At 60.2% G+C, this 21,229-nt stretch carries 20 protein-coding genes and 2 pseudogenes; 8 read left to right on the top strand and 14 right to left on the bottom strand.

Annotation, left to right across the window (positions count from 1 at the left end; genetic code table 11):
• Positions 1–3: 3 nt before the first annotated feature.
• The 5 genes and pseudogenes from CXR02_RS05710 to CXR02_RS05690 form a co-directional block, all read right to left on the bottom strand.
• A complete protein-coding gene (locus CXR02_RS05710; RefSeq protein WP_104061119.1) occupies positions 4–252 on the bottom strand; it encodes a hypothetical protein in 249 nt (82 codons plus the stop codon).
• Between the two features lie 282 nt (positions 253–534).
• Complete coding sequence (locus tag CXR02_RS05705) at positions 535–1,296, bottom strand: hypothetical protein (protein ID WP_104061118.1); 762 nt, start codon at positions 1,294–1,296, stop codon at positions 535–537.
• A gap of 544 nt (positions 1,297–1,840) precedes the next feature.
• A complete protein-coding gene (locus tag CXR02_RS22085; RefSeq protein WP_146072479.1) occupies positions 1,841–2,203 on the bottom strand; it encodes a hypothetical protein in 363 nt (120 codons plus the stop codon).
• Positions 2,204–2,218: 15 nt separating this feature from the next.
• Positions 2,219–3,634, bottom strand: a complete 1,416-nt coding sequence (locus CXR02_RS05695) for a recombinase family protein (protein WP_104061117.1) — start codon at positions 3,632–3,634, stop codon at positions 2,219–2,221.
• 37 nt (positions 3,635–3,671) lie between these two features.
• A pseudogene (locus tag CXR02_RS05690) lies at positions 3,672–4,391 on the bottom strand (CpaF family protein); the annotation flags it as partial.
• Positions 4,392–4,415: 24 nt separating this feature from the next.
• On the opposite strand from CXR02_RS05690, the gene CXR02_RS22305 reads away from it, so the two are divergent.
• The 7 genes from CXR02_RS22305 (at position 4,416) to CXR02_RS05655 (ending at position 7,266) form a co-directional block, all read left to right on the top strand.
• Complete coding sequence (locus CXR02_RS22305; RefSeq protein ID WP_181037150.1) at positions 4,416–4,595, top strand: hypothetical protein; 180 nt, start codon at positions 4,416–4,418, stop codon at positions 4,593–4,595.
• A gap of 30 nt (positions 4,596–4,625) precedes the next feature.
• The gene (locus CXR02_RS05685) at positions 4,626–5,003 is read left to right on the top strand and encodes a hypothetical protein (RefSeq protein WP_146072478.1); all 378 of its coding nucleotides are present in this window, start codon (positions 4,626–4,628) and stop codon (positions 5,001–5,003) included.
• Between the two features lie 2 nt (positions 5,004–5,005).
• On the top strand, positions 5,006–5,641 hold the full coding sequence (locus tag CXR02_RS05680) for a hypothetical protein (protein ID WP_104061115.1): 636 nt from the start codon (positions 5,006–5,008) through the stop codon (positions 5,639–5,641).
• Positions 5,642–5,652: 11 nt separating this feature from the next.
• The gene (locus CXR02_RS22300) at positions 5,653–6,042 is read left to right on the top strand and encodes a hypothetical protein (protein ID WP_181037138.1); all 390 of its coding nucleotides are present in this window, start codon (positions 5,653–5,655) and stop codon (positions 6,040–6,042) included.
• 284 nt (positions 6,043–6,326) lie between these two features.
• Positions 6,327–6,548 (top strand): hypothetical protein, encoded by a 222-nt coding sequence (locus CXR02_RS05665; protein ID WP_104061113.1) that lies wholly within the window; start codon positions 6,327–6,329, stop codon positions 6,546–6,548.
• A gap of 9 nt (positions 6,549–6,557) precedes the next feature.
• Positions 6,558–7,064, top strand: coding sequence for a hypothetical protein (locus CXR02_RS05660; protein WP_104061112.1), 507 nt, complete (start codon positions 6,558–6,560; stop codon positions 7,062–7,064).
• Positions 7,054–7,266 (top strand): hypothetical protein, encoded by a 213-nt coding sequence (locus CXR02_RS05655; protein WP_104061111.1) that lies wholly within the window; start codon positions 7,054–7,056, stop codon positions 7,264–7,266. Before CXR02_RS05660 ends, CXR02_RS05655 begins: the two co-directional genes overlap by 11 nt.
• Before the next feature lie 657 nt (positions 7,267–7,923).
• On the opposite strand, the gene CXR02_RS05650 is transcribed toward CXR02_RS05655, so the two are convergent.
• From CXR02_RS05650 to CXR02_RS22075, 9 genes and pseudogenes are all read right to left on the bottom strand, one after another.
• The gene (locus tag CXR02_RS05650) at positions 7,924–8,655 is read right to left on the bottom strand and encodes a type I restriction enzyme HsdR N-terminal domain-containing protein (RefSeq protein ID WP_181037137.1); all 732 of its coding nucleotides are present in this window, start codon (positions 8,653–8,655) and stop codon (positions 7,924–7,926) included.
• A 430-nt stretch (positions 8,656–9,085) separates the two neighbouring features.
• On the bottom strand, positions 9,086–10,411 hold the full coding sequence (locus CXR02_RS23160) for a DUF3631 domain-containing protein (RefSeq protein ID WP_146072477.1): 1,326 nt from the start codon (positions 10,409–10,411) through the stop codon (positions 9,086–9,088).
• Positions 10,404–10,556 (bottom strand): hypothetical protein, encoded by a 153-nt coding sequence (locus tag CXR02_RS22295; RefSeq protein WP_181037136.1) that lies wholly within the window; start codon positions 10,554–10,556, stop codon positions 10,404–10,406. Before CXR02_RS22295 ends, CXR02_RS23160 begins: the two co-directional genes overlap by 8 nt.
• Positions 10,553–10,828 carry a hypothetical protein gene (locus tag CXR02_RS22080; protein ID WP_146072476.1) on the bottom strand — a complete coding sequence of 92 codons (276 nt, stop codon included), beginning with the start codon at positions 10,826–10,828 and terminating at the stop codon, positions 10,553–10,555. The genes CXR02_RS22295 and CXR02_RS22080 overlap by 4 nt, the downstream gene beginning before the upstream one ends.
• A 335-nt stretch (positions 10,829–11,163) precedes the next feature.
• Positions 11,164–11,595: a hypothetical protein gene (locus CXR02_RS05635; protein WP_104061107.1), complete on the bottom strand. Its 432-nt coding sequence runs from the start codon at positions 11,593–11,595 to the stop codon at positions 11,164–11,166.
• Entirely contained in the window at positions 11,592–13,010 is a 1,419-nt protein-coding gene (locus CXR02_RS05630) for a recombinase family protein (RefSeq protein ID WP_104061106.1), read from the bottom strand. Before CXR02_RS05630 ends, CXR02_RS05635 begins: the two co-directional genes overlap by 4 nt.
• 41 nt (positions 13,011–13,051) lie before the next feature.
• Positions 13,052–13,318: pseudogene (locus CXR02_RS05625) on the bottom strand (CpaF family protein); the annotation flags it as partial.
• A 1,177-nt stretch (positions 13,319–14,495) separates the two neighbouring features.
• On the bottom strand, positions 14,496–14,891 hold the full coding sequence (locus CXR02_RS22290; protein WP_181037135.1) for a hypothetical protein: 396 nt from the start codon (positions 14,889–14,891) through the stop codon (positions 14,496–14,498).
• Between the two features lie 1,028 nt (positions 14,892–15,919).
• On the bottom strand, positions 15,920–17,602 hold the full coding sequence (locus CXR02_RS22075) for an HNH endonuclease family protein (RefSeq protein ID WP_219816390.1): 1,683 nt from the start codon (positions 17,600–17,602) through the stop codon (positions 15,920–15,922).
• 1,395 nt (positions 17,603–18,997) lie between these two features.
• On the opposite strand from CXR02_RS22075, the gene CXR02_RS22795 reads away from it, so the two are divergent.
• Positions 18,998–21,175, top strand: a complete 2,178-nt coding sequence (locus CXR02_RS22795) for a lysozyme (protein ID WP_308470664.1) — start codon at positions 18,998–19,000, stop codon at positions 21,173–21,175.
• Positions 21,176–21,229 lie beyond the last annotated feature (54 nt).

Here is a 21,229-nt window from a genome sequence, read left to right as displayed (position 1 = left end):
CCTTCATCGGCCTGAGGCTTCCAGCTTCACGTACATGTCGAGCATGCGGTCGACGTATTGCTGCTGGCCGCCCAGGCGTGGGTCTGCTGTTATTGCCGTCAGCACCTCGATGGCGGTATGGAACAGTTCCTCGGCCTCCACCGGGTTGGCCGGTGCGAGTGCTATCCACTCGCGGGTCCCTTTGTTGCGGTCCGGGTTGATCAGCGCTTTGAGCAGCGCGAGGACCTGGCGGGGGTTTGAGGTGTCGTTCATGGGTTGGGTTTCCTTTCCTTGTTGGGTTGCGGTCGCGTCATTTGTGGCACCGCGGTCCACATCACTTCTTGCCGCCAGGCACCAAGAACAATCGCCTGCCGCTGCTGTTTCGCTCCGGCAATGGAATAGCCGCCACCTCCGGCGAAGCCTTGTAAGCCAGCCACGCCTCATCACGAGTACGCGACCACCCATCCGGCATGCCCTGCGCATCACATTCATCGCAGTAAACACCCGCGGCATTAGCCAGCCCACGGCAACCCAAGACAGAGCACGGGACCTTCATCAGGACCACTCCCGCCCGGGATAGGCCCCCGCCAGCATGTTCAAGGCCTGCGCCTCATTCAGTCCAGGCCATGCATCAATCAGCCCCTGGACCGTGAGCACGCTGTTCTCTTCACACCAAGTACGCCAACTGAGCGCGTCGTCGTCGGCTGGCCACGCATCAGGGTCAAGCGCCAGCCTCCCCACAGATACCGGCATTCCTTCTGACCCGGGATTACGCGTAACCGCCGCTGTAACGGGACTAGCAACAGGCTTCTGCGCCATCGGGTTGCCTGGCATTGCATCGCTGCTTTCGATACCGGATGAGAGAGTCTTTTGCCTATCCTGGCCTTGCCTGGCCTGGCCTGTGTCGTACGCCGTACCGTACGCCGTACTGTCGGGCGTACTACAGCTCTCTGCATCCGTGACGGCCCTTGCCGCCTTGGCCCGTCCGCGGTTCTGAGCGCTGCGCTGGGCTTCCTTCGTCCTGGCCATCTCGGCCGCTTCAAGTTGCGCGCGGCTCGTCTGGGTTGCCAAGTAATCCGTGATGACCCAACCGCCGCTGCCCTCCTCCTGCCTCCACAGTCCTGCGGCAACAAGAGGTGGAATGCTACCGCGCTCGAAGTGAGGGATGGCTTCTATGTCGTCCTCGGTTAGTTGCCCATCAGTGCGATTGCACACGGCGTACATCAAACTCATGGTGTAAGCGCGGAACTGCTCAGCGTTGAGCCGCTGGATACGCCGGTCCATAAGCCAGCGCTCTGGAAGCCGCGCGTCAGTCATGTTTTGCCTCGCGGCGGGTGCAGGTGGGGCCGAGTTTGGCGGAGATGCTGCGCGAGGCCCAGAGTGGCGCGCCGCATCGGGTGCAGCGGCAGACTACGGAAAGGCCGAATGCTGCCGCTGTGCGTTGGAGGATAGCAAGCGTTACGTCAGACGGGTTGGCGTGCTGCGCGGCGGGGGGAACGTCGCTCATGACGCACCCCGGTATGCAGGCCGGAGCAGCAGCGCGATACGGTCTAGCTGCTCGGGCGTGAGTGGCGGGGCTTCTGCTACGGCCTTCGCCACGTAGTCAGCGAGCTTAGCTGCCTTGAGTTGTTGGCGGGCCGCCACATATTCGGGATCATCTTGGGAGCGTGAGCGGGAAAGCCCAGCTACTACGCCGCGGGCGTGGGCTACTTTTTTGGAGGGTGTTCCAGGCAAAGCGATCACCTACTAAGGACCTCAGTAGTTTTTCGCTTTCCTTGCGGGAGAGCTTTGTCCCTGACCCGGTTGAGTCGGCGGCAATCTGGACGATCAGTCTCGTCCAGCAGACGTTGAACTAATCGTACTAGCTGTTAGTGGCTATCACCGAAGGCGGTGCCGACAGGTTGAGGGTAAGCCGCCCCTGCGAATCGTATTGGCCAGCCGCCTTCAACGCTTCGGCATATTTTTGAAGGGATTTGAAGGACAGCGGCGTGTTCCGGTCACACCTGGAACAGGCGTTGAAACGAAAAGTCATGCCGTGGGCAACAAGGCGGCCTTCTTCCCACAACGTCGGCCGGGTGGGGCCGGAATAGGCCAGAAATTGGTGCTCTGGGCGTCTTGCATTTTCGTTCCAGCCGATCAGGCCGATAACCGTCTCGTCGTGGGGTCCGGGCTTCGTCGCTGTGCGTTTTGCTGTTCCAGTGCAAATGACGCGGATATCCTGCACTTGATTCATTTTTGATCAGGCAGCCTTCCACTCAATGCGGACGCGAGACGGGTCAAACAGCCTGGGTGCGCTCTTGCGGATTGGTTGCACTACAGGCACCAACAGGGCATTGATCACTGCACGTCGCCTCTCAATATCGGCATCATCCCACCAACCCCTCAGGTTCCTTCCCGCGCTGACAGGCACTACCGACGACCTGGCCGCAGAAGCCAGCTCCTGCTCAATAACGTCAAGCCTTCCGCCAACCCGCGCATTGATGGCCTCAAGCTGCTTCCGCGTTATCAGGCCATCAGCAAAGCTCTCGGCAGCTTCATCCATCCGCCCCCGCAACACCGAAGCTTCGCTTTGCAGCGACTGCTGTACCCGCTGGTCATCCGGCCCGTTCAACCTGGCAAGGACCGACGCATCACTGAGGCGGGCCAGGACAGTCTCTGTGATTAGGTGCTCCACGGGTTCCGCTGTTTGGAAGGCGTGGCCTGTCCCCGTAGTGGGGCACTTGTAGTAAAACTTCGATTCGCCCGCCCCTCCCGCCCGGGAAGATGTCTTCATCGCGGCACCGCAAGTGCCGCATCGCAAAAGGCCTGCCAGCAGGTGGCGGACACGAGAATCAGTCTGGGACCGCCGGGCGGGATTCGTGACGATTGCCTTCACCGTCCGCCATTCGTCTTCCGTGATGATGGCCGGGAACGTGGATTTCTCCTTCATGATTTCGCCCTTGTATGCAGTCAGGCCCGCGTTAGTGGGCCGCAGCAGCAGGTTACGGACACTTGTCGAGGTCCACGTTTGGCCTCGCCTAGTTGGCACTCCCCGCCCGTTCAGGTCCTTGACGATTGAGCCGATGCTTGCCCCCGCGATGATAGCGGCTATGGCTTTCCGTATTTCGGCCGCGTCCTCTTGCACGATTGCAGGCGTCTCGGATTTCTTTTCAATCCTCCAGCCGTAAGGTACAGGCCCACCGCTGAACTTTCCCGCCTGCGCCAGTTCTACTTTCTTCCGTATGATCCGCTCGGATTTATGCTCGGATTCATATCGTGCCCAGACGCCCAGGGACCGCGCATTAGCTCGCCCAGAAGGCGTGCTCAGGTCTAGGTCGCCAGCCTTGACCGTCTGGGTAGTTATGCCCCTGCTCTCGGATATCTCGATGTAGTCCTCAAGCTCCCGCGGCGACCGGTGCAGGCGGTCTGTGTGCCAACAAATAACCGTCTGCACCGAGCCTGCCGCCATGGCTTCGAGCAGCTGCTTATAGGCGGGCCGCGCCTTGCCGCTGAAGGCACTTATGTCGTTGTCCACAAACACGCGAGCGACCTGCCAGCCCATGCGCTGGGCGACCTCCCGGCAGTCCTGTTCTTGCCGTTGTACGCCTAGGCCTGCGCCTTCGCGGTCCTTGGAAATGCGAGCATAAATGGCTGCTCTCAGTGGTGTCGTGCTCATGACTCGAACTGTACGCCGCTAGTAGTGCTTTTGCCGAGTACGCAGACGAGATATTTTCACCGGCGAGTAGCGGAAGGGTGCAGATCTTGGTCACAGCGTCGTGGGCTGAGTTTGCATGGACGGTGCACATCCCCGGAAGTCCACTGTTTAAGGCGATCAGCATGTCCAGGCTTTCCGCTTCCCGTACCTCTCCCACCACGAGTCTGTCCGGGCGCATCCGGAGGGCTTCCTTTACAAGCCTGCGCAGTGGGATCTCGCCTTCGCCTTCGAGGTTAGGCTGCCTGCATTGGAGTCCGACGACGTCCCTGAGCGGGAACTGGAGTTCAAAGATTTCCTCAACCGTGATGACGCGCTCACGGCTGCCGATGCTCGCAGCCAGGCAGTTGAGCATGGTGGTCTTGCCCGCCTGGGTTGAGCCAGACACCAGGATGTTGAGTCCGCTGGAGACAGCTGCTCCGAGGAACCGGGCGGACTGGGGTGTCAGCGTGCCAAGCTCGACGAGGTGTTCAAGGCGACTGGCCTTCACCACGAACTTGCGGATATTCACAGCCCAGTGCCTGCGCGTGACATCCGGAATGACTACGTGAAGCCTCGAGCCATCAGGCAGGGCTGCATCTACAAAGGGCGATGACATGTCCAGGCGACGGCCCGAACTCTTCAGCATGCGCTCCACGAGATCTCGAACTTGTTGGTCAGTGAGACTGAGGGAAGTCAGCTCCGACTCGCCGTTCCTGGCGACGTAGATCTCGTTGGGGGAAAAGAATCTATATAGGTTTCTTATATGACCCTCGAAGACATGAAAACCCAGTTCGCCGGAAAGCGCGTGCAGTTCGTCGGCATGATGGGCGCCACTGACGGCCCCAAGGGGAAAGTCTGGCGAGTCACCAACCGCGGAGTCTGGGTTACGTTCCCGGACGGCCACCGCGAACAGCTCCACCCTGAGGATCTCCGGGTCATCTAGACCCACCACGACAACAGATTGGTCTCAGCCATGAATACCACCGCAATTTCCCCCACCCTTTACCCGGCCACCGTCCGCGAAGCAGGAGACATGGCCGAAGCGCAGGGTATGAAGCTCTCGGAATTCCTTGAAACGCTCGGACCCCTGCCGACGCCGCCCGCCGGTTACACCATGTCGGAATGCGTCGATGGACTCTGGACGGCTCCGGAGATTGAGGCTCCGGTCATGGGCATGGTCATCATCCCGGCTTGGAACTACCGGACGCAAAGGCACTACATCGAGCTCTGGACGCACAAGGGCACTGAGGCCGAGTCGCTGGTGCACCTATCCCAGACCGGCGCCCACAAGCTCGCCGCGGTCCTGGCTGAAGTGGCCGCCAACACCACCACCCAGAAAACGGAGAAATAGACATGGCTCAGCCCGGACAGTTCAGGCCCCCGAACGACGAGGGATGGATGGGTCGTGAAATCACCGACATCAAGCGCCAGATTCGGGAGCTCTCCGCCGCTAACGTCTTCGGCTTGACGGGGATCCGCCCGAAAAACGGCGGCACGGAATTTGAGGGGTACGTCACCATCAACGGGCCCGCCACGATCACCGGCACCCTCGACTTGCCCGCCGGGATCATCGGGAACGACGCGCTGACGAGCCCGGTCCAGATCGGAACCGCAAGCAACGGCGTCAACAACTACGCGATCGGGACGGCATCAACAGTCCGGGCGTCTGTTGCCCTGACGGTCCCTGCCGGATTCACGCAGGCAGTAGTAACGGCGAACCCCACCGCCATGGGCCAAAACAGCACCGCGACAACGGATTACCTCTACGTCATGGCTGTTGTTCAAGGCATCAACGGCGGCGAACTCTACACATCAGCCGGCGCCGGTCTAGGCGTCGGACTCGCTGCGCCGTTCCACACCACCTTGACCGGACTTACCGGAGGGGAAGAAATCGTCATCAGTGTTGCTACTCGCGCCGGCTTCAATACTTGGGCGGCTTCTACAGCCAACCAGGCGAACATCTACGCGACGGCGCTATTCCTGCGCTAAGGAGCCCAGACATGGAAACGAAATCAGCAGCACTAGGCGTAGCCGGAACACTCCTCTTCGCCTCTGTCGCCTTCGGCCTCATCGCCACGGCAAACGCCGAAAACACTCCGGCGCCCGTGCCGGTCACCACCACATCCGCCACGCCACCCCCGACACCATCCCAGGAGCCCGTCATGACAAACCCCGTCCCCACTGAAGCCGTACCCGCAGCCGTAACGCCGGAGCCCGTTACGGTTCCTGAGCCCGTAGTTGTCCCTGAGCCTGTCGTAATCGCCCCAGCGGCACCCGCGCCGGTAGTGCCCATCCCGGCGCCCGCCCAGACGTTCGATGCCCCTCCTGCCGAAGCACCCGGGATGCCAAACCCCATCCCCCGCAACATCCCATGGAACCCGGTCGGATGATGACCCGCCCCCGCGTAAACACCCGCTTCTGGGGATGGAGAGACCCGCAAGGGAACGAGCTACCCGGCGTTGGACTCTTCCGCGGCCGTGACCTACAAGCCCACCTGACCTACACCGAAGCCCGAAAACTGGCCGACAAGCTGCACGACATGGCCGACACACTCGAGGCCCGACAGGAGCCCACCCAATGACCACCACCCCCGGCTGCGGCCTCACCCGTACCGGCGCCGAACGGCTCGCCGGCTACACCTTCACCGTCCCAACCAACTAAGGAGAAAACCCAAATGAGCAACATGTACGAAGACACCGCCAACACAGCCGCGACGGCAATGGAACAGCGCCAGCTCGAAGACAAAGCCGCGTCATGGACTCCGGCAGCCCAGGCCGAGTACGCCAACTTTCAGCGCATGCAGACCGAAGGCATCAAACTCAGCCCGAACATGCATATGGCACTCGGCTACCTGGACCGAGCAAAGTCCGCTTACCAGCAGATCAACGGAAAGTAGAGAACCATCATGACTATCAAACTCAGCACCGAAGCACTTGCCCAGGAACTCGAGAGCCGCCGCCAGCAGGAACAGACCGAAGGGCAGCGCCGCGCCGACGTCGTAACCGCAGCCCAAAAGGAATGGTCTAAAGAAATCCTCCGGACCTACAAGGAAACGGAAACCAAGCTGGAGGAAGACGGCGCCGCCGCCATGGTAGCCGCAGAGAAAGCAGTCACTGACGGCGACCTCTCCGGCGCATTCACCGGATACACCAACTGGCACGCCTCACGGTGGGCACGCTACCACCTCCGGTCATCTGCCCAGGCTTCAATCAACCGGGTGCCCGAGTACACCGGGCCAGCTATCCCGGATCTGCGCGTCGCTGACGTGAAGTTCCCCGAATGGCTCAGCTCGCAGTGCGAACGGCTGGCCTCGCTCAACGGCGCAGAAATGTTTGAAGACGCCATCGGCCCCGAGATCCCCACCAACTACGAAGACGCCGCCGCCTGGCTGGAGGCCAGCCATGGCAAATGACGCACTCGACCCCGGACCGAACGGCGATTACCCGTACATGCCGCGCAACCCGGACGGGACGCTCGACACAGTACGCATGCCGATTCACACAGTGCAGCACCCGACAGCACGGGACGCCGCGGGTAACAAGGTCCGCATGAACCTTGAGCCCACACTGCCGGACGGCCGCAAGGTCTCAGCAGTCGTACCACCCCAGCAGTAACCCATGAACCGGCGTCAACACCACCGCAGTCCACAAGGGTGAGCTGAGAACGGAAGTGATGGGCAGTCAGAACACTGCACCAGCGCCACACGGTGCCGGGTGCGTAGGAGCCACAACAACAAGCAACAGCGACGGCCACCGCGCACCCGACACCCCTACCTCTACCCCTTTTTTTCGCACCTCCGGCATTGCGACATTCTCGCTCATGGGCTTTTTTCCACAGCCTCTGAGAGCCTCACAAGGCCCCCTTGGTGTGGAAATGCACGTTCGGGGGGATACGGATCGTAGTGCCAAAGGTGCGAACGCAGGGGGGCGGAAGGGTAAACGCCACGCTGGCACTAGCGGCTTGGGGCCTGACTCTGTGTATGGCGCGAACGTCACGGCGGGCTGCAACAAGGCAAGTGCCGAACGATGGCGGGGAGCCCTTTGCTTGAGGGTGCGATGATCCGCCAGCGCCCGGCCGCCGGCAAATGGGCCTGTGACTAACTGAGAAAAGGAAACACCTTCCCTACATCAGGCCACGGCGGTACAAATGGGACGGCCCCGGATCTCTTCGGAGGTTCGGGGCCGTGCCTACGACCGCCACGGCACCCTGCCCGCTTGCCAGACCGCAAGAGCCCGCCGGCAACCAAGCTGACAGGCTCTTGCGGTCTGCTGTCACTTGGCCAGTTCTGGCACCAGCACGGAGTCGCGAACGAGCCTGCCAAGGTCTGCTGAATCGATCGTGTGACCTGACCTACGCTTTACTTCTTTCCGCAGCTCGTTCAGAACAGTTTCAGAAAGGATGGCGCTTGCCAAAGCCTTCGGCGCTGTCGCCGCCCGGGCTTTCCATACTTCCTCGATTTGCCCACGCTTCAGTGATTCCTTGTGAAGGTAGAACATCTGCGCAGCTTTCACGGCAATGGACTCGTCGGAAATCAGGTTGACATCCAGAACAAGGTCAATTGTCACTGGCATACCAGGGATCAACCGGAAAACTTGCCACTGCCATCCGTTCGTAAGGATCAGCCATTCGACGCCTTCATTAACCGCATACATCTCGACTTGGCGAAGGTGTCGGCTGTTGAGTTTTGTAGTGGCGCGCTTAACCTCGATGAAGGCAATGAGTTGTTGATCAAGACGGACACCATAGTCCGCGAACTCACCTTTTACTTGATACTCCGTGGTTAGCTCTGCGTACTTGTCCCAGCCGAGCCCCTCGCAGAGCATGTCAGTAATGAGCAGTCTGGTGTCGCCCTCGTTAGCATCTCGCTTGATAAGGTCAGCCAGGGGTTTTGCGAACTTGCGGAGGCTTGCTCGCACCTTCTCCGCAGTATCCTGCTCCCACTTCGGCCGCTTGGAAACAGGCGTAGATTCCTCGGACATTTTTCCCCATTCATCAAACCCCACAGAATTTCCCCCAGCATAGGGCATGGAAACTGTGCTCGGACGGGAAGCGAGCCCTATTTGCGATCATTTCGCGTGCGGCTATTCCCAATTCCGACTGCCACCCTTAGGCTTCAGTCCGAGGCAAGAGCCTCACTAAACCTTGGGGGGAAATAATGCCTACAGCCTGGACATGCGGTGATTGCGGTTCACCGACAATAAACCGGAAGGTGGATGCATCGTCCATCGCTGATTCAGTCAAGCAATTTGTCACGGTTCCGGATAGGTGCAGTGAACGCAAATGCCCGAACAACGACAGCCGGAACCACAGTCTGGAGTGGTGCAACGAGGTCTGAACGCGCCCAATGTCGCCCCCGGCACCGCCCTGTCGTGGCCGCTGACGGCACAGGAAAGCCCCGGACCTATGACAGGTGCCGGGGCAGTTCCTATGGTCTTAGAGTGCCGAGCAGGTAAAGCAGACGCTTGGCTTGGGTATCGGATGGAGCTTGCAGCCGTCGGTTACGGCGGTCTCGTCGGTTCCGTCGGTTTCTTTTGGAGGGGTCATGCCCATCCGACGCCAGACTTTTTCGAGATTCGCCCGGAAGTATCCGCGCTTGGAATCGCCCTGTCTGGTGGAGTGCAGCTTGAACGCGGTAACCAACATCCGGCCGAGCCGCTGGGCGTTCAGTTCCTTACCGTAACTGCTCGCCATGCTCCACATCGCCGGGTTGTGCTGGATCAGCCGGTGGATAAGTACCGCGGAAGGGGTGAACGTGTCTGCCGGTTCCCAAATGTCCCGCACGTCCTTTAGGAGAACCACAGCCGGGGGTAGGTGGGTGATTCCGTCTTCCTTGTCCATCTCTGCCTCCGCTATGTCTCTCTTGATGAGTTCATCCGCAATGGCTGCCCACTGCTCTCCTGCCGCCGTAGCTACCCGCTTTATGGGATTCCAGCGCTCTTTGATCCGGCCTATGCATCCTGCCGGGAGTTCCGGGCGAACCGTGCGCACAAACTCCCGCGCTTCCTCCGCAGCCTCCGTTAGGCGCCTGCCGAGCTCCTGCGCATCTTCCTCTATCTCTTCCCAATCTGAGGATTCAACGCGGCCCTCAAGGTCTGGCATCAGCAGCACTCGAATGCAGCGGGAGCGAGTATCGTCCGGGAGGTTCGGCGCGTTGCCGGCCATCGCTACCGGAGAGAACGTGGGCATCTCGCTTACGTCCCACTCCCCACCCTTGCCAGGAACCAAGACCGGCCGGGTAGCTCCGCGCTTGTACCCGGAGTTGAGAACCGCAATGAGGTCTTCGACTCCGGGCTTCTTTGGATCCAGTGACCTGTCCACTTCATCTATGAGGATTGTTCGCATCGTCTTATTGAGCATCCGGGTAAGCAGTGCAGGGGATGACAGGGACGCTGCCTGTACCGGATTGAGGCAGAGCCGGGACAGGTGTTCGAGCACCGTGGTTTTCCCAGAGCCCGGCATGGATGAATCCAGTACAAGCCGTGGTGTCGTGTATGTCTCGAAAGCAAGGTGAGTATGGGCTGCCCAGAGGGTCAGGAGGTCTAAGTCAAGGTCATCCATCACGCAGACAAACCTTGAGAGCCAGGCCCTCACGTCGGTTAGTACCCCCGAAAGTGAACCGACGGGACCGACGGGACCGACGGGACCGACGGTTCGGGGGTCTGTTATCAAACCGACGGGACCGACGTAAGCGACGGAACTGACGGCAAGACCTACGCCGGCCAATTCTTCATCTGTGAGGGGCGCGAAGTTGCTATTCATAGCGGCGGTCACCTGTCCTAGGAACGTAGGTAGCGCCTAGGCAGGTGCGGGACGCGTGCACGCCTATCCATTCTTGGGCGCGGCGGGCGGTTGTGCGGACGTCGGGAGCGTTGGCCAGGAAGTCGCGGATCTCTTCGTCGGTCACAGTGCACCGCCTACGGGCATGAGCTGGCAGAGGATGATGTGCGCGGCGTGCCCGGACATCACGGCTCGGTCTGCGGCCCGCTGGGCTCCGGGGAGGTTGAAGTAAACGCGGCGGCGGTACTTGCCCTCGGCGGTCTCCACAACTACGACATGTACGCCGGTAACTAGTGCGGTGGCCGTTGTTTCGTCTGTGGCCGCTGGTATGCTGTTGGTAGCAAGATTTATAGCCGCCTTGGATTCGTGCCCTGGGCGGCTTTCTTGTGCGTGGGTCATGCAGCACCACCACGCAGCAGGACCGAAACGCGGTCTATCTGTTCCGGGGAGAGGGCTGGGGCTTCAGCGACTACGCGGGCTACGTAATCTTCGAGTTTTGCGGCGGCAAGGTTTCGGCGGGCCTCCACGACCGCGGCCGGATCCTTACGGCGGGTCGCTACACCTACTGCACTTCTGGCCTTGAGTATCTGGGACAAAACAATAGCTCCCTAGTGAGAGCAGCTAAGCTGCACTTTCACTGGGAGCTATTAGGCTACTTCCCCTTTTGGGGCCCTGTATTGGTGGAATCCGAGGCAACCACAACCATGTAGTAAAAACCTATCACAACTTGTTGTCTAGGTTCGCACCTGAACTACCGGGCGTGTCCTGGCCTTCCCCGCCAGTGCCCCAAGCGTCGCTTTCAGCACCCAAACAGCATTGTGTCGCGTCACGGTCCCACACTCCGGGCAGGTGAGGCTCAGAGGCGCCGCGGCGTCATCCACGTGACGTATCCCAGTTGGCGGGCGTCCTGCCAACTCAGGAGTAGAAAAGTAAAGCAGTTCCACGCCGGATGAGCCGATCGCCAGAGACACGCTGTAACCCGTAAAGTGCGAACCGCACTTGAGGGGAATATCAGCCACCCGGCCAATGGACTTTTTCACGCTGGCGTCAACCAGCGAGACAATCGGTTCCAGCTTGGCAATTTCGCGGAAGTCGGCTGTCCGCAGGTCGATCGCTGCGAACCACCCGTCCAATGATCCAATGTTGTTCGCGTATGGGCGGCTCATGCCGAAACCTTCCATTCGATTTTTACCTGCTCCGGGCTGAATCTAATGCCGGGCCCTGATGGCAGGATGGTGATGGTTGCGAGCTGCCGGATTATCTCGCGCTTCCGGTTTATGGTGGCAGACTCCCACGCGGCCGCGGCGCCTGCCCCGGTCATGCCGTCAAGGATCCTGACCGGCTGAAAGCGGAGCACTTGCCCCTCAGCCTCAGCAAGACTGATCTTCAGCCGCTCATTCACGCGTGCCATCTGCCGCGCCGTGATGGTGCCGTCTGCATAGTCATCAGCGGCGGTATCCATGCGGGCCAGGATCGCGGCCCGGGAGCTGATGGCCGATGCCAGCGCTTCCGGCTTTTCGGACAGGTCCAATACCGTGTCAGGGCGCGAGAGTCGAGCAACCATCACGGCGTTTACCACCTCGTCTACCGGCGCCATCTGTCGCGTGAGCCTCATGCAGTCTTTGCAGGCGTAGTTGGAGCGCAGGTATGTGCCGTCAGGAAGTAGCTTGTACATGTTCGGGCGCAGAGTGCCACCACAGCGCCCACACAGGGCAATGCCGGATAGCAGGTGCTTGGGCTCCATCCCGCCGGAGTGACGACGGCCCGGAGCCGTCAGGACGGCCATTGCCTGATCATAGGTGTCTTGGCTGATGATGGGCTCCCAATCGCCTTTGCCAATGATCTGCCCCGCGTGGGTACGGTGGCCGGCATACCGGGGCTTCCTCAGCATGTTGCCCACGACGTTACCGATAAACGCGTTACCCTGCCCAGTCTTGAAACCGCTCTCGTTCAGGTACTTTGCAAGGTAGCGCAGCGTGTCCCCGGCGATGGCGCGGGCGTAGAGCTCGCGGATAGCTTCCGCCTCTGCCTCAACTATGGCGTCACAGGTGCCGATCTGGCGGCCGTTCTCGTCAAGAATGGGCTCCCTTCGGTATCCGAACGGCATAACGCCGTGAGACTTGCCCGCCTTGGCATTCTCCTGAAATTTACGCTTGAGGCGCCGTGACATTTGCTCTACCTCGTGCCGTGCTACTGATCCCTTGATGCGCGCCGTGAGCCTACCCTGAGGCGTGGCTAGGTCAACTTCACCGCCGACTGATGCCAGCGCCAGGCCGTGACTATCTGCTAGTCCGATGAACCGTTCCAGCTCGGCAGGCGTGCGGGTGAGCCTGTCCACGTCCCAAACAACCACGGCGTCAATCGTGCGATGCTCGATCGCGTGCAGCATCCGTTCATAGGCCGGGCGCTTCTTAGTGCGCGTGGCCGACACGTCGTTATCGGTGAAGACCTCCCCCAAGGGCCAGCCGCGCCGGGATGCTTCGGCTGTGCAGTCCTCAATCTGTCGGGCCACGCCTAAGGCTGTGCCCTCGTCGGAGCTAATGCGGGCGTAGACACCGCAGGATTGAACGCTTTTCGTCATATTCCAACTGTAGCGGAAAGAAACCTATATTGCGCCTTGACAGGCGCGTTGATCCAGACTTCCTCAATGGTCGGATCGTCCAGCAGCGGCTGAAGGACGCCGAAGCCGGCCACCGCGTCAAAGACAAACCTGCGCGCGGCCTCCAGCGGACCAATCGGAGGCAGCGGCCCCATCAGGGCCCGTTCGTCGTAGTCGCTGACAGCCGCCTCTACGAGACGACGGACCTCGCCCGCCTGCCGCAGCGGGTCAAGACCACGACGGCGGATCAGCTCGCGGACTTCGTCTTCCACGATTCGCACAGCGTCCAAGTTGTTCCCCAATACAACTGCCGCCCCCGGCGGAGGCAGTTCAACTGGGTACAGCCTAGGGACCGTACACCACGCCGCCAAGTCATATGAGGCGGGCTGTGGATAACAGTGACGCATCTTTCTTCGCACCGTGGCGTAGCCGGTCGGTGCTTGGGCCGTCTGCTCGAGCGTCCTCGCCTTTGGACGCGATCGCCAAATTGGACTTGGCAGCGAGAACTCGTCCCTCCAATGCTGAGAATATGCGTCGTTGGTCCCAAGTTTTCCAATGGAGACGACTGTTACCGCGCAGACGACACAGTCGTTGCAGCTCCCATTATTAATGGGTGTACCAACGACCCCTGGAACCCAGCATGTTAGGCCATCCGGGCCTCCCATTGCTCGTCATCTTTGGCTTTGCGTGTTCGCTGTTCCCAGCCCTGCATGGCGGCTTGGCCCTCCCGGAATTTGGGTGCGACCGTGCCCGCGTCCGCATCCTGCCGCCGCCGCAATAGCCACATCGCTATGGCCCGTTCGCGAGGGCTTGGTGATTTCCTTGACGGCACGATGATGATCCCGCAAGGCTGGGTCGCTCTCGGCTTCTAACTGGATGTGGTAGCCAACTTTACTTGCCCCGGCGCCAGCGTACTTGGCGATGCTAGTCGCGCTTATCCCGCCGCGGTACATCTCCACCCACTCGGGATCCGGGGCGCGGCGGTGACCTTGGCTCATAAGAAAACATCCTGCCACGTGCTCTGGACGGTCTAGCTCTGCCATACACTTTCGGCATGAACAAACAGCCGGGTGCCATCGTGGTTTTCGTGCTGCTCCTATGCACATTGCCTTCGTGTAGCACGAACGAGCCTCCTGCAGAGACGGTGGCAGAAGTTCAACAGTGCCATGGCGCGTACGTTGCTGACGTAGACACCAATGCTCCAGGAGAGCCGACCCAAGAAGCGGCAGCGGCGGCCTGGGCTACGTCGCCGATCGCGCCCTCCGGCGCTCCAACCGATGGATGGGAAGAGGTGGATAGCCAGACGCTGCGCAGTGGCGACTGGAGCGTGGGCCTGAATCCTACCCTTTCCGGCGGATGGCTTGTTTCTGGACTTGGTTGCCAATCCCCTCAAACCTGATTCTTTCTCCGGCACGCGAAAAGGCCCCGCAACCCGCTTCGGGGGCGCGAGGCCCTTCCAGTCGTAGCTTAGGGTGCGCCGATACGGTCGCCATCTGAATCCAACAGGGCAACGTCCCCGTAGTAGGGGTAGTAGGTGTTGAACCAGTTCTGCGCCGCTGCCCAGTTGGTGGAGTCGGTGCAGTTCACACTGTTACCGGGATTGCCGGGCTGTGTGGGAGGCGGACTGCTGCCACCACACGGGGCGTTCCGGACAGTTGGAGTGGGCGAGCCAGACGCCTGCCATTCGTTCAGGCTTAAAGGCCGATTCATTCCGGGGCCGGCATACCAGATCGTGGTGCTGCCGCAGTCCTTGTAGAACGAGTCACGGGTGATCCGCTGCACGGCCCGTGGGGTGGGAAAGGCTTCTTCCTGCCACTCGGCGTAACCCATGGGACGGCCTGCGCCGGTGCTGAGGTTCGACATGCGGGCGAACTCTGGTGCCCAGCTGAGCTTGAGGTACCCTTCGTTGCTGCGCTGGACATAGCCGCGGAATCCTGAATCGGCCCATTCCTGGTAGGTGAGCTTGTGGTTAACACCGTCAGCACCTTCGACGAAGATCTCAGAGGATGTGCCCCACTGGTCGAAGTGGCTGTCCTTGATCCAACCGGCGTTACGCGGGGATGGCCTGCCCGCTGTGAGCCACTGCTGCTAGGACAGGGGCGTCCACAGCCACTTGTGTTCCCCGCCAGGCCAGAAAGTAACCGCATAGACGGTGGGAGACCAGGGGTACTTCACGAAATCGGTAGAGGCCGGGGTCGGTGTCCGGAAGCTGCAAACGTCCCGCCACTTTTCGTTGAGAAGCACTACCGGCAGCAGCAGCGCACGAAGGACAATTGCAACGCTGAGAGGTGCGGAACGCGGCTGAAGCCGTGCAAGTCTCGGCAAGGATTCTGCCGAACACATGAGCCCTGTTGCTGAAAGAACCGATCCGCACACCGGAGGCAATTGCCGGACCTTGGAAAAGTTCGTGGCACAGATCAGCCCAAGCCGAGCAGGACTGGAAGGCCTGTTCGGATGCTGGCCGTGGCAAGGACGAATCAACAAGTCAACCGGCGAAGTCCGCCCAGGGTATGGATTGATAAGCATTGGTAACCACGATTGGCTCACCCATCGGTACTCGTAGGGTGGCGCCGATACTAATATCCAGCCCCATGAGTCAGTGGCATTGACAGCCGTACCACGGCAGCGGCATGTACTCGTAATCCGGCTCAAGATCCTCGTAGGGGCTTGCGATTTGTTCATCTTCAATTCGGGCCATCATGGCCCGAAAGCCATCGGGATCAAACTTCACCCTTGCGGGCGAAGGTAGTGGCAAGCTACCAAAGAAGCCCCCGCTCTGCCATGTATGAGGGCAGTTCGGGGGCTTCTATGTCACTTTCCGCGAATCGGGGGACGCGGACCGAGCCGCCATCAACAAGTACAGCATGCGTACTATCCCCCTAGCCGAGGCCTTACGGCAGGCTTTCGCAGACGCGGCCGTCGTTATCGATACCGTCGAGGTTCGCTACGTCGCCGTAGTAGGGGTAGTAGTGGTTGTACCAAGCCTGCGCTTGGTACTGATAGGTGAAGTCCGAACAATCTACGTCAGCGGGGCGGGCGGGCTGCGAGGGCGGAGGCGGCGTAGTGCTACCACACGGGGCGTTGCGCACGGTCGGGTTGGGTGAACCTGCTGCCTGCCATTCCTGGAGGCTGACAGGTCGGTTCATGCCAGGCCCGGCGTACCAGATCGTGCTGCTGCCGCAGTCCTTGTAGAACGAGTCACCTGGGATGCGCTGCATCCTCTGCGGCGTGGGAAAGGCTTCTTCCTGCCATTCCGCGTAGCCCAAGGGTCTGCCGGACTGAGTGTAGAGGTTTGTCATGCGTGCCATTTCCGGCGCCCAGGTCAGGGCGGCGAACCCTTCAGCATGACGCTCTTGGAAAGACCGGTAGCCCGAATCCGCCCACTCCTGGTACGTGAGCTTGTGGTTCACACCATCTGCGCCCTCCACGAAAAGCTCACCGGAGTTCGTGCCCCACTTGTAGTAATAGCTGCCCTTGATCCAGCCAGCGTTACGCGGGGTCGGGTAGCCAGCAGTCTGCCACTGGTGGAAGGACAGCGGTGTCCACATCCAGTAGTTCTCCCCGCCAGGCCAGAATGTCACGGCGTAAACCGTAGGAGACCATGGGTACTTGACGAAGTCGGTTGCTGCCGGAGTCGGGGTCTGGAAGTTGTAAACGTCCCGCCACTTCTCATAGCTCAGCGGAAGAGGGGTCTGGGTTGCCCCGTCGGGGTTGGTCACGAGTTCGTAGATCGTAGAGTCGTAGACGATCTTGTACAGGGGCCATCCGGTGAACGTGCTGCCGGTAGTGTCCATCTTTGTCGGGCGCTCAACGACGGTTGACCCGCATGAGGTGCCGTTCACTAGGGAGTTCAGGGCTGCGTGTTCGCTGTTGTCGGCGGTGAGGTTCCACCGCCATTTCACGGAGACCCAGTCAACGGCGTAGCCGCACTGCTCCAGAGTCGGAATCCAAGTTGCCGGGTCCTGGGCACCCTTGGACTGATTCACTTCGTCAGTGACTGCCTCGAGGCTGCGCTGGTAACCAAGGTCGTTGGCGTAGGCCGCACGAAGTTCCGGTGACCAGCGCCAGGCTCCTGACTGCCAAGCCTCCTGCAAAGGCACGAGGTGGTCGACGTCCACGTCGGAGGGGTTCGTCCATGTGGCACCGTCGTACCGGGAGTACCACTGGCCTGCGATGATCGTGCAGCCGCTGCTGTAGGAAACGTCTACTTGTGACTCTGCAGCGAGGACTTCCTGCCGTGTGTCACACCCGTTGCCGTCTGCATCGATCCAGTGCTCGAAGAGCGCCCGGTCGTATGTGCTGGTGTTCTCTTCGGGCATGAAGGAGAGTTCGTTGAAGAACGCTGACAGGGTGGTCGTGTTGGCTCCGACAGCCGCGGCCTCGGGCTGCGCAAGCTTCGCCGCCTTGGTCTGCGGCGCCTCAAGTGTGGCCGTTGGCGCCGACAGTGGCGTAACGAGGGGCTCTGAGGTGGAAGTTGAGGTGGCGGCTTCTGTAGCCACCGGGGTTGGTGCGACGGCACCGGTAGGAGCAGCCGTGGTCGCTGGTGGCGACACTGTTGGGTCGTTGGTAATCATAGTGAAAGGCGCTGCGTTGGCCGGAGAAGCAACAGATCCTAGAGCGACGGTTGCGATGGCGAGCGAAGCGAAGACGGCAGAGAGCCGCCCGCGGTAATCCCCCATGGAAGTCCTTCTATATAACGCTTCGTGAGAAGCAGCAAGTCAATTGGCCTCTGGAGCATATCCACCGATTCGATGATTGCGTGAATGTGACACAAGTGCGGGCGAAGCACCCAGCAGCAATGGCCTTGCTGGCTGGCATCTTGTCGCGGGGCCAGCACCAGCGTCCTGCCCGGTTGTCCACTGACGTTCGGAACCGTATTGGTACTTGTGCCCCCGAGTGAAACGATTAGTAGGTACACGCTTTGCGTCTCCGAATGCGCCGCCAGCAGTAGCCGTAGGACGGGCGAACGACTGTGCACCATAGTCAGTGCCGGGCTCGTTGGTGTACCCGCCCACCCCAGGAACGTGACCGCGTTGATAGCATCGTTCGCTGGTTATCGCGGTTGGAGGAATGCCAGTTGAGTTCCACTCATCCTTGTCTGCTGCGATACTTCCCCGGCTGTTACGTCGATGCCGAGGGTGTGGCCAGTGATGTCGCGCCCGAACCGGTGGCAGTTCCGGCAACCATGGTGCTCCAGATGATGACCGCACGGTGAGGCCCGGAGAACGGCGTAGGCTTCCGCTTCGTTGCCTCTGGCTCGGATCCGCAGGTCGTGAACGCTAGTCCCTCCCCCAGTAGAGGAAGGTCAATTGGGATGCAGCCCCGGGGGCGTGCAGCAGGCCGCCCAGTCAACTGAAACGGGCTGTGAATAACAGTGACGCATCATTCACATTGGCAACAACGGAAACTCTGGTTACTGCAGACACTGCGGTGTTAGGGTAGGCGCATTAAGTCTCGATATTTCCAGTTCAGCGTCTCCTGAACTGCAACCCCTTATGTCGCGCTCAAGCAAGCGCCTCCTTGTCTCCGGAGCCAAAATGAAGCGGAACCCGTTCAACAATCATCGTCCCCTCCTGCAATTTCTGGGCACGGCAGCCCTCGCTGCTGCTCTGGTGGCGGGTCCTGGACTGGCGGGCGTCGCCTTCGCTGTTGAACCGAGCCCGACGCCCACTCCTGACTCGACGTCCGCGCCGGCACCGGCGTCGTCCCTCGCCGGATCGACGCCGGTCCCGGACTCGGCTACGACCGGAGCTGCTTCACCCTCCGCGCCAGCGCCTTCCCTCCCTCCGGATCCGTCGGCTGCACCCTCGCCTGGGCCTGTATCGATCAGCATGAATGAGTCGATGGCAGAAGCCGTTGGCGTTGGCGGTGCGGAAATGGGGCAACGCTCCGCACGAGTGGCTGCATCAACTTCAAGCTCCAGTTTCAAGAAGCTCAGCACCGAGGCCCTCGGAACCGAGGGCACATGGATGCCGACGTTTGGTGTTCAGGGACTCGACGTGAGTGGCCATCAGCCGAGTGTTGATTGGCAACAGCAGTGGAACATGGGTGCCCGATTTGCCTACGTCAAGGCCAGTGAGGGCAACTACTACACCAACCCGTCGTACAGTTCGCAGTATCAGGGGTCACGGAACGTTGGCATGATTCGTGGGGCATACCATTTCGCGATCCCCAATTGGTCTTCGGGCGCCGACCAGGCACGTTACTTTGTTCAGAACGGGGGTGGCTGGACCGCCGACGGATACACGATGCCGCCGGTCCTGGACTTTGAGTTCAACCCGTACGAGAACCGCACCATCAACGGATTCTACTTCGGCAACACGTGCTACGGCATGTCGCCAGCTCAGTTGGGTTCATGGGTCCGCGACTTCGGCAACACCATGCAGTCATTGACCGGCCGGCTGCCTGTGATCTACACCAATACGAACTGGTGGCGCCAATGCCTTGGTGATCCGTCAGGCTTCGGCGACTACCCGCTGTGGGTCGCCGCATACCCAAGCTCGCCCACTAACGACGCGGGCGCTGTTCCCTCCAGTTGGGGCACATACAGCATCTGGCAGTATAGCAGTACTGGACCGCTCGCCGGTGACTCGAATGTGTGGAACGGGGATTACGCGGGACTTCAAAAATTCGCCAGCATTGCTGACGGCTCGCGATTGGTGATAGGTCCGTCCGGCGGTGTTATCTATCTCGTTGCCGGCGGAAAGAAGTATTCTTTCCCCAATTGGGATTTGTATGAAATCTTCGCCCGCATTGGTGGCCTATCTCAAGTGAACCAGGGTTACCTGGACGGACTAACCCTTGGCACATCCGTGGGCCGCTTTGTTCGGAGTGAAGATGGCGCTATTTTCCTAGTGGATCAAGGACGAAAGCACCACGTACCTTCGTGTTCCATCATGAACGATTTCGGCGGAGGATTCTGCGAACGGTGGGTCCCGCTCGCAGACAGCCAACTGGCTCTATTCGCCGACAGTGCCCCTCTGGCTAATGCCACTACTTCGCCGTCCGGCCGACTGTTCTACGTCGAAGGCGGGATTAAACGGGAGTACTTCGACGCCAACTCCTTAAGCGAAGCAGGCCGGAGTTATCAGACAGTGCCGCTGAGCGATGCAGTTACGGCTGGCATGCCGTACGGATCACCGATCTTACGACAAGACGTCATAGTGGTCGATAGAAGGACGGGAGCGCCGTATATCAATACAGCAGGGAAGCTCGTCCCGGTTCCAGCTTCCATCAATGCAAATAATATTTGGGCCAGAACACTCATGGTTGCCGCCATGGATGAGCAGTCCATTGAGAAATTGCCCAAGTCCTCGGCATATGGAGGATTCGCGCAAAATCCCTCAGGCACTCAAAGCTTTGTCGTCGGCAAAAATCAAAAATACCCGGCGGCGGTCAGTCAGTGGCAGGCAGCTCCTGTTGTTTTCTCAGACGCACTGCTGGGCACCATACCAACGGGACCGTCCATAGGAATTCCCGCATTCGTTAAATCCGATGCTTCACCAACGGTTTTTCGCTACGAAAACAAATTATTGCGGGAAGTTCCCGACCTTGAAACCCTGTATCAACTCGGCCTTGGGCAGATGCCGCCGCTGTACTCGTTGACTCCGGAGACCATAGATTCCATAGCGAAGGGTGTACCCCTACTCCAGCCTGGACGACTCTATGTCGGTGACACCCGCCCCGAGGTGTATCTTGTCGACGGAGCGAGCAAAATGTGGAGAGTCGAGGACTTCCGAATTACGGATGCCATGGGCATTCGTGGCTACTCGCGGATCAGGCAGAGCGCGCTTTCGCCTTATCAGGACTCCGGGACGGTTCTACCAACTGTCAAATGCAACGGCAAAGCCCTTGTTGGTTACAACGGAGCCCTTTGGAATGTCGTGGCAAACGCTGACACGGCACAACTGCCTGCGCGCACCTTGGATCCCGCTACATGCCTTCCAATGGAAGTCAAGGGAACAATCAGCAGCACTGTTTTCGTGAAGGCGTTGGATGACGCAACAATCTACTTTCTTCGGGATGGATTGAAGCAACCAGTCTCATCTTGGTCACGCCTCGTTGAATTAAACAGAGGCAACTCACCCGTCATTGTCGAATACAGCCGGAGCGCTCTTGAAGCAATTCCGATGGGAAACCCCGCATAACTCAGAAATACTGAGTAGCAAAAAGGCGGGTGGCCGGTAATTTCCCGACCACCC

Source organism: Arthrobacter sp. 4R501 (assembly GCF_002929755.1).
GTDB lineage: Bacteria > Actinomycetota > Actinomycetes > Actinomycetales > Micrococcaceae > Arthrobacter.
The sequence above is the reverse complement of the archived record's forward strand: the minus strand, read 5'-3'. Positions and strand labels throughout refer to the sequence as shown.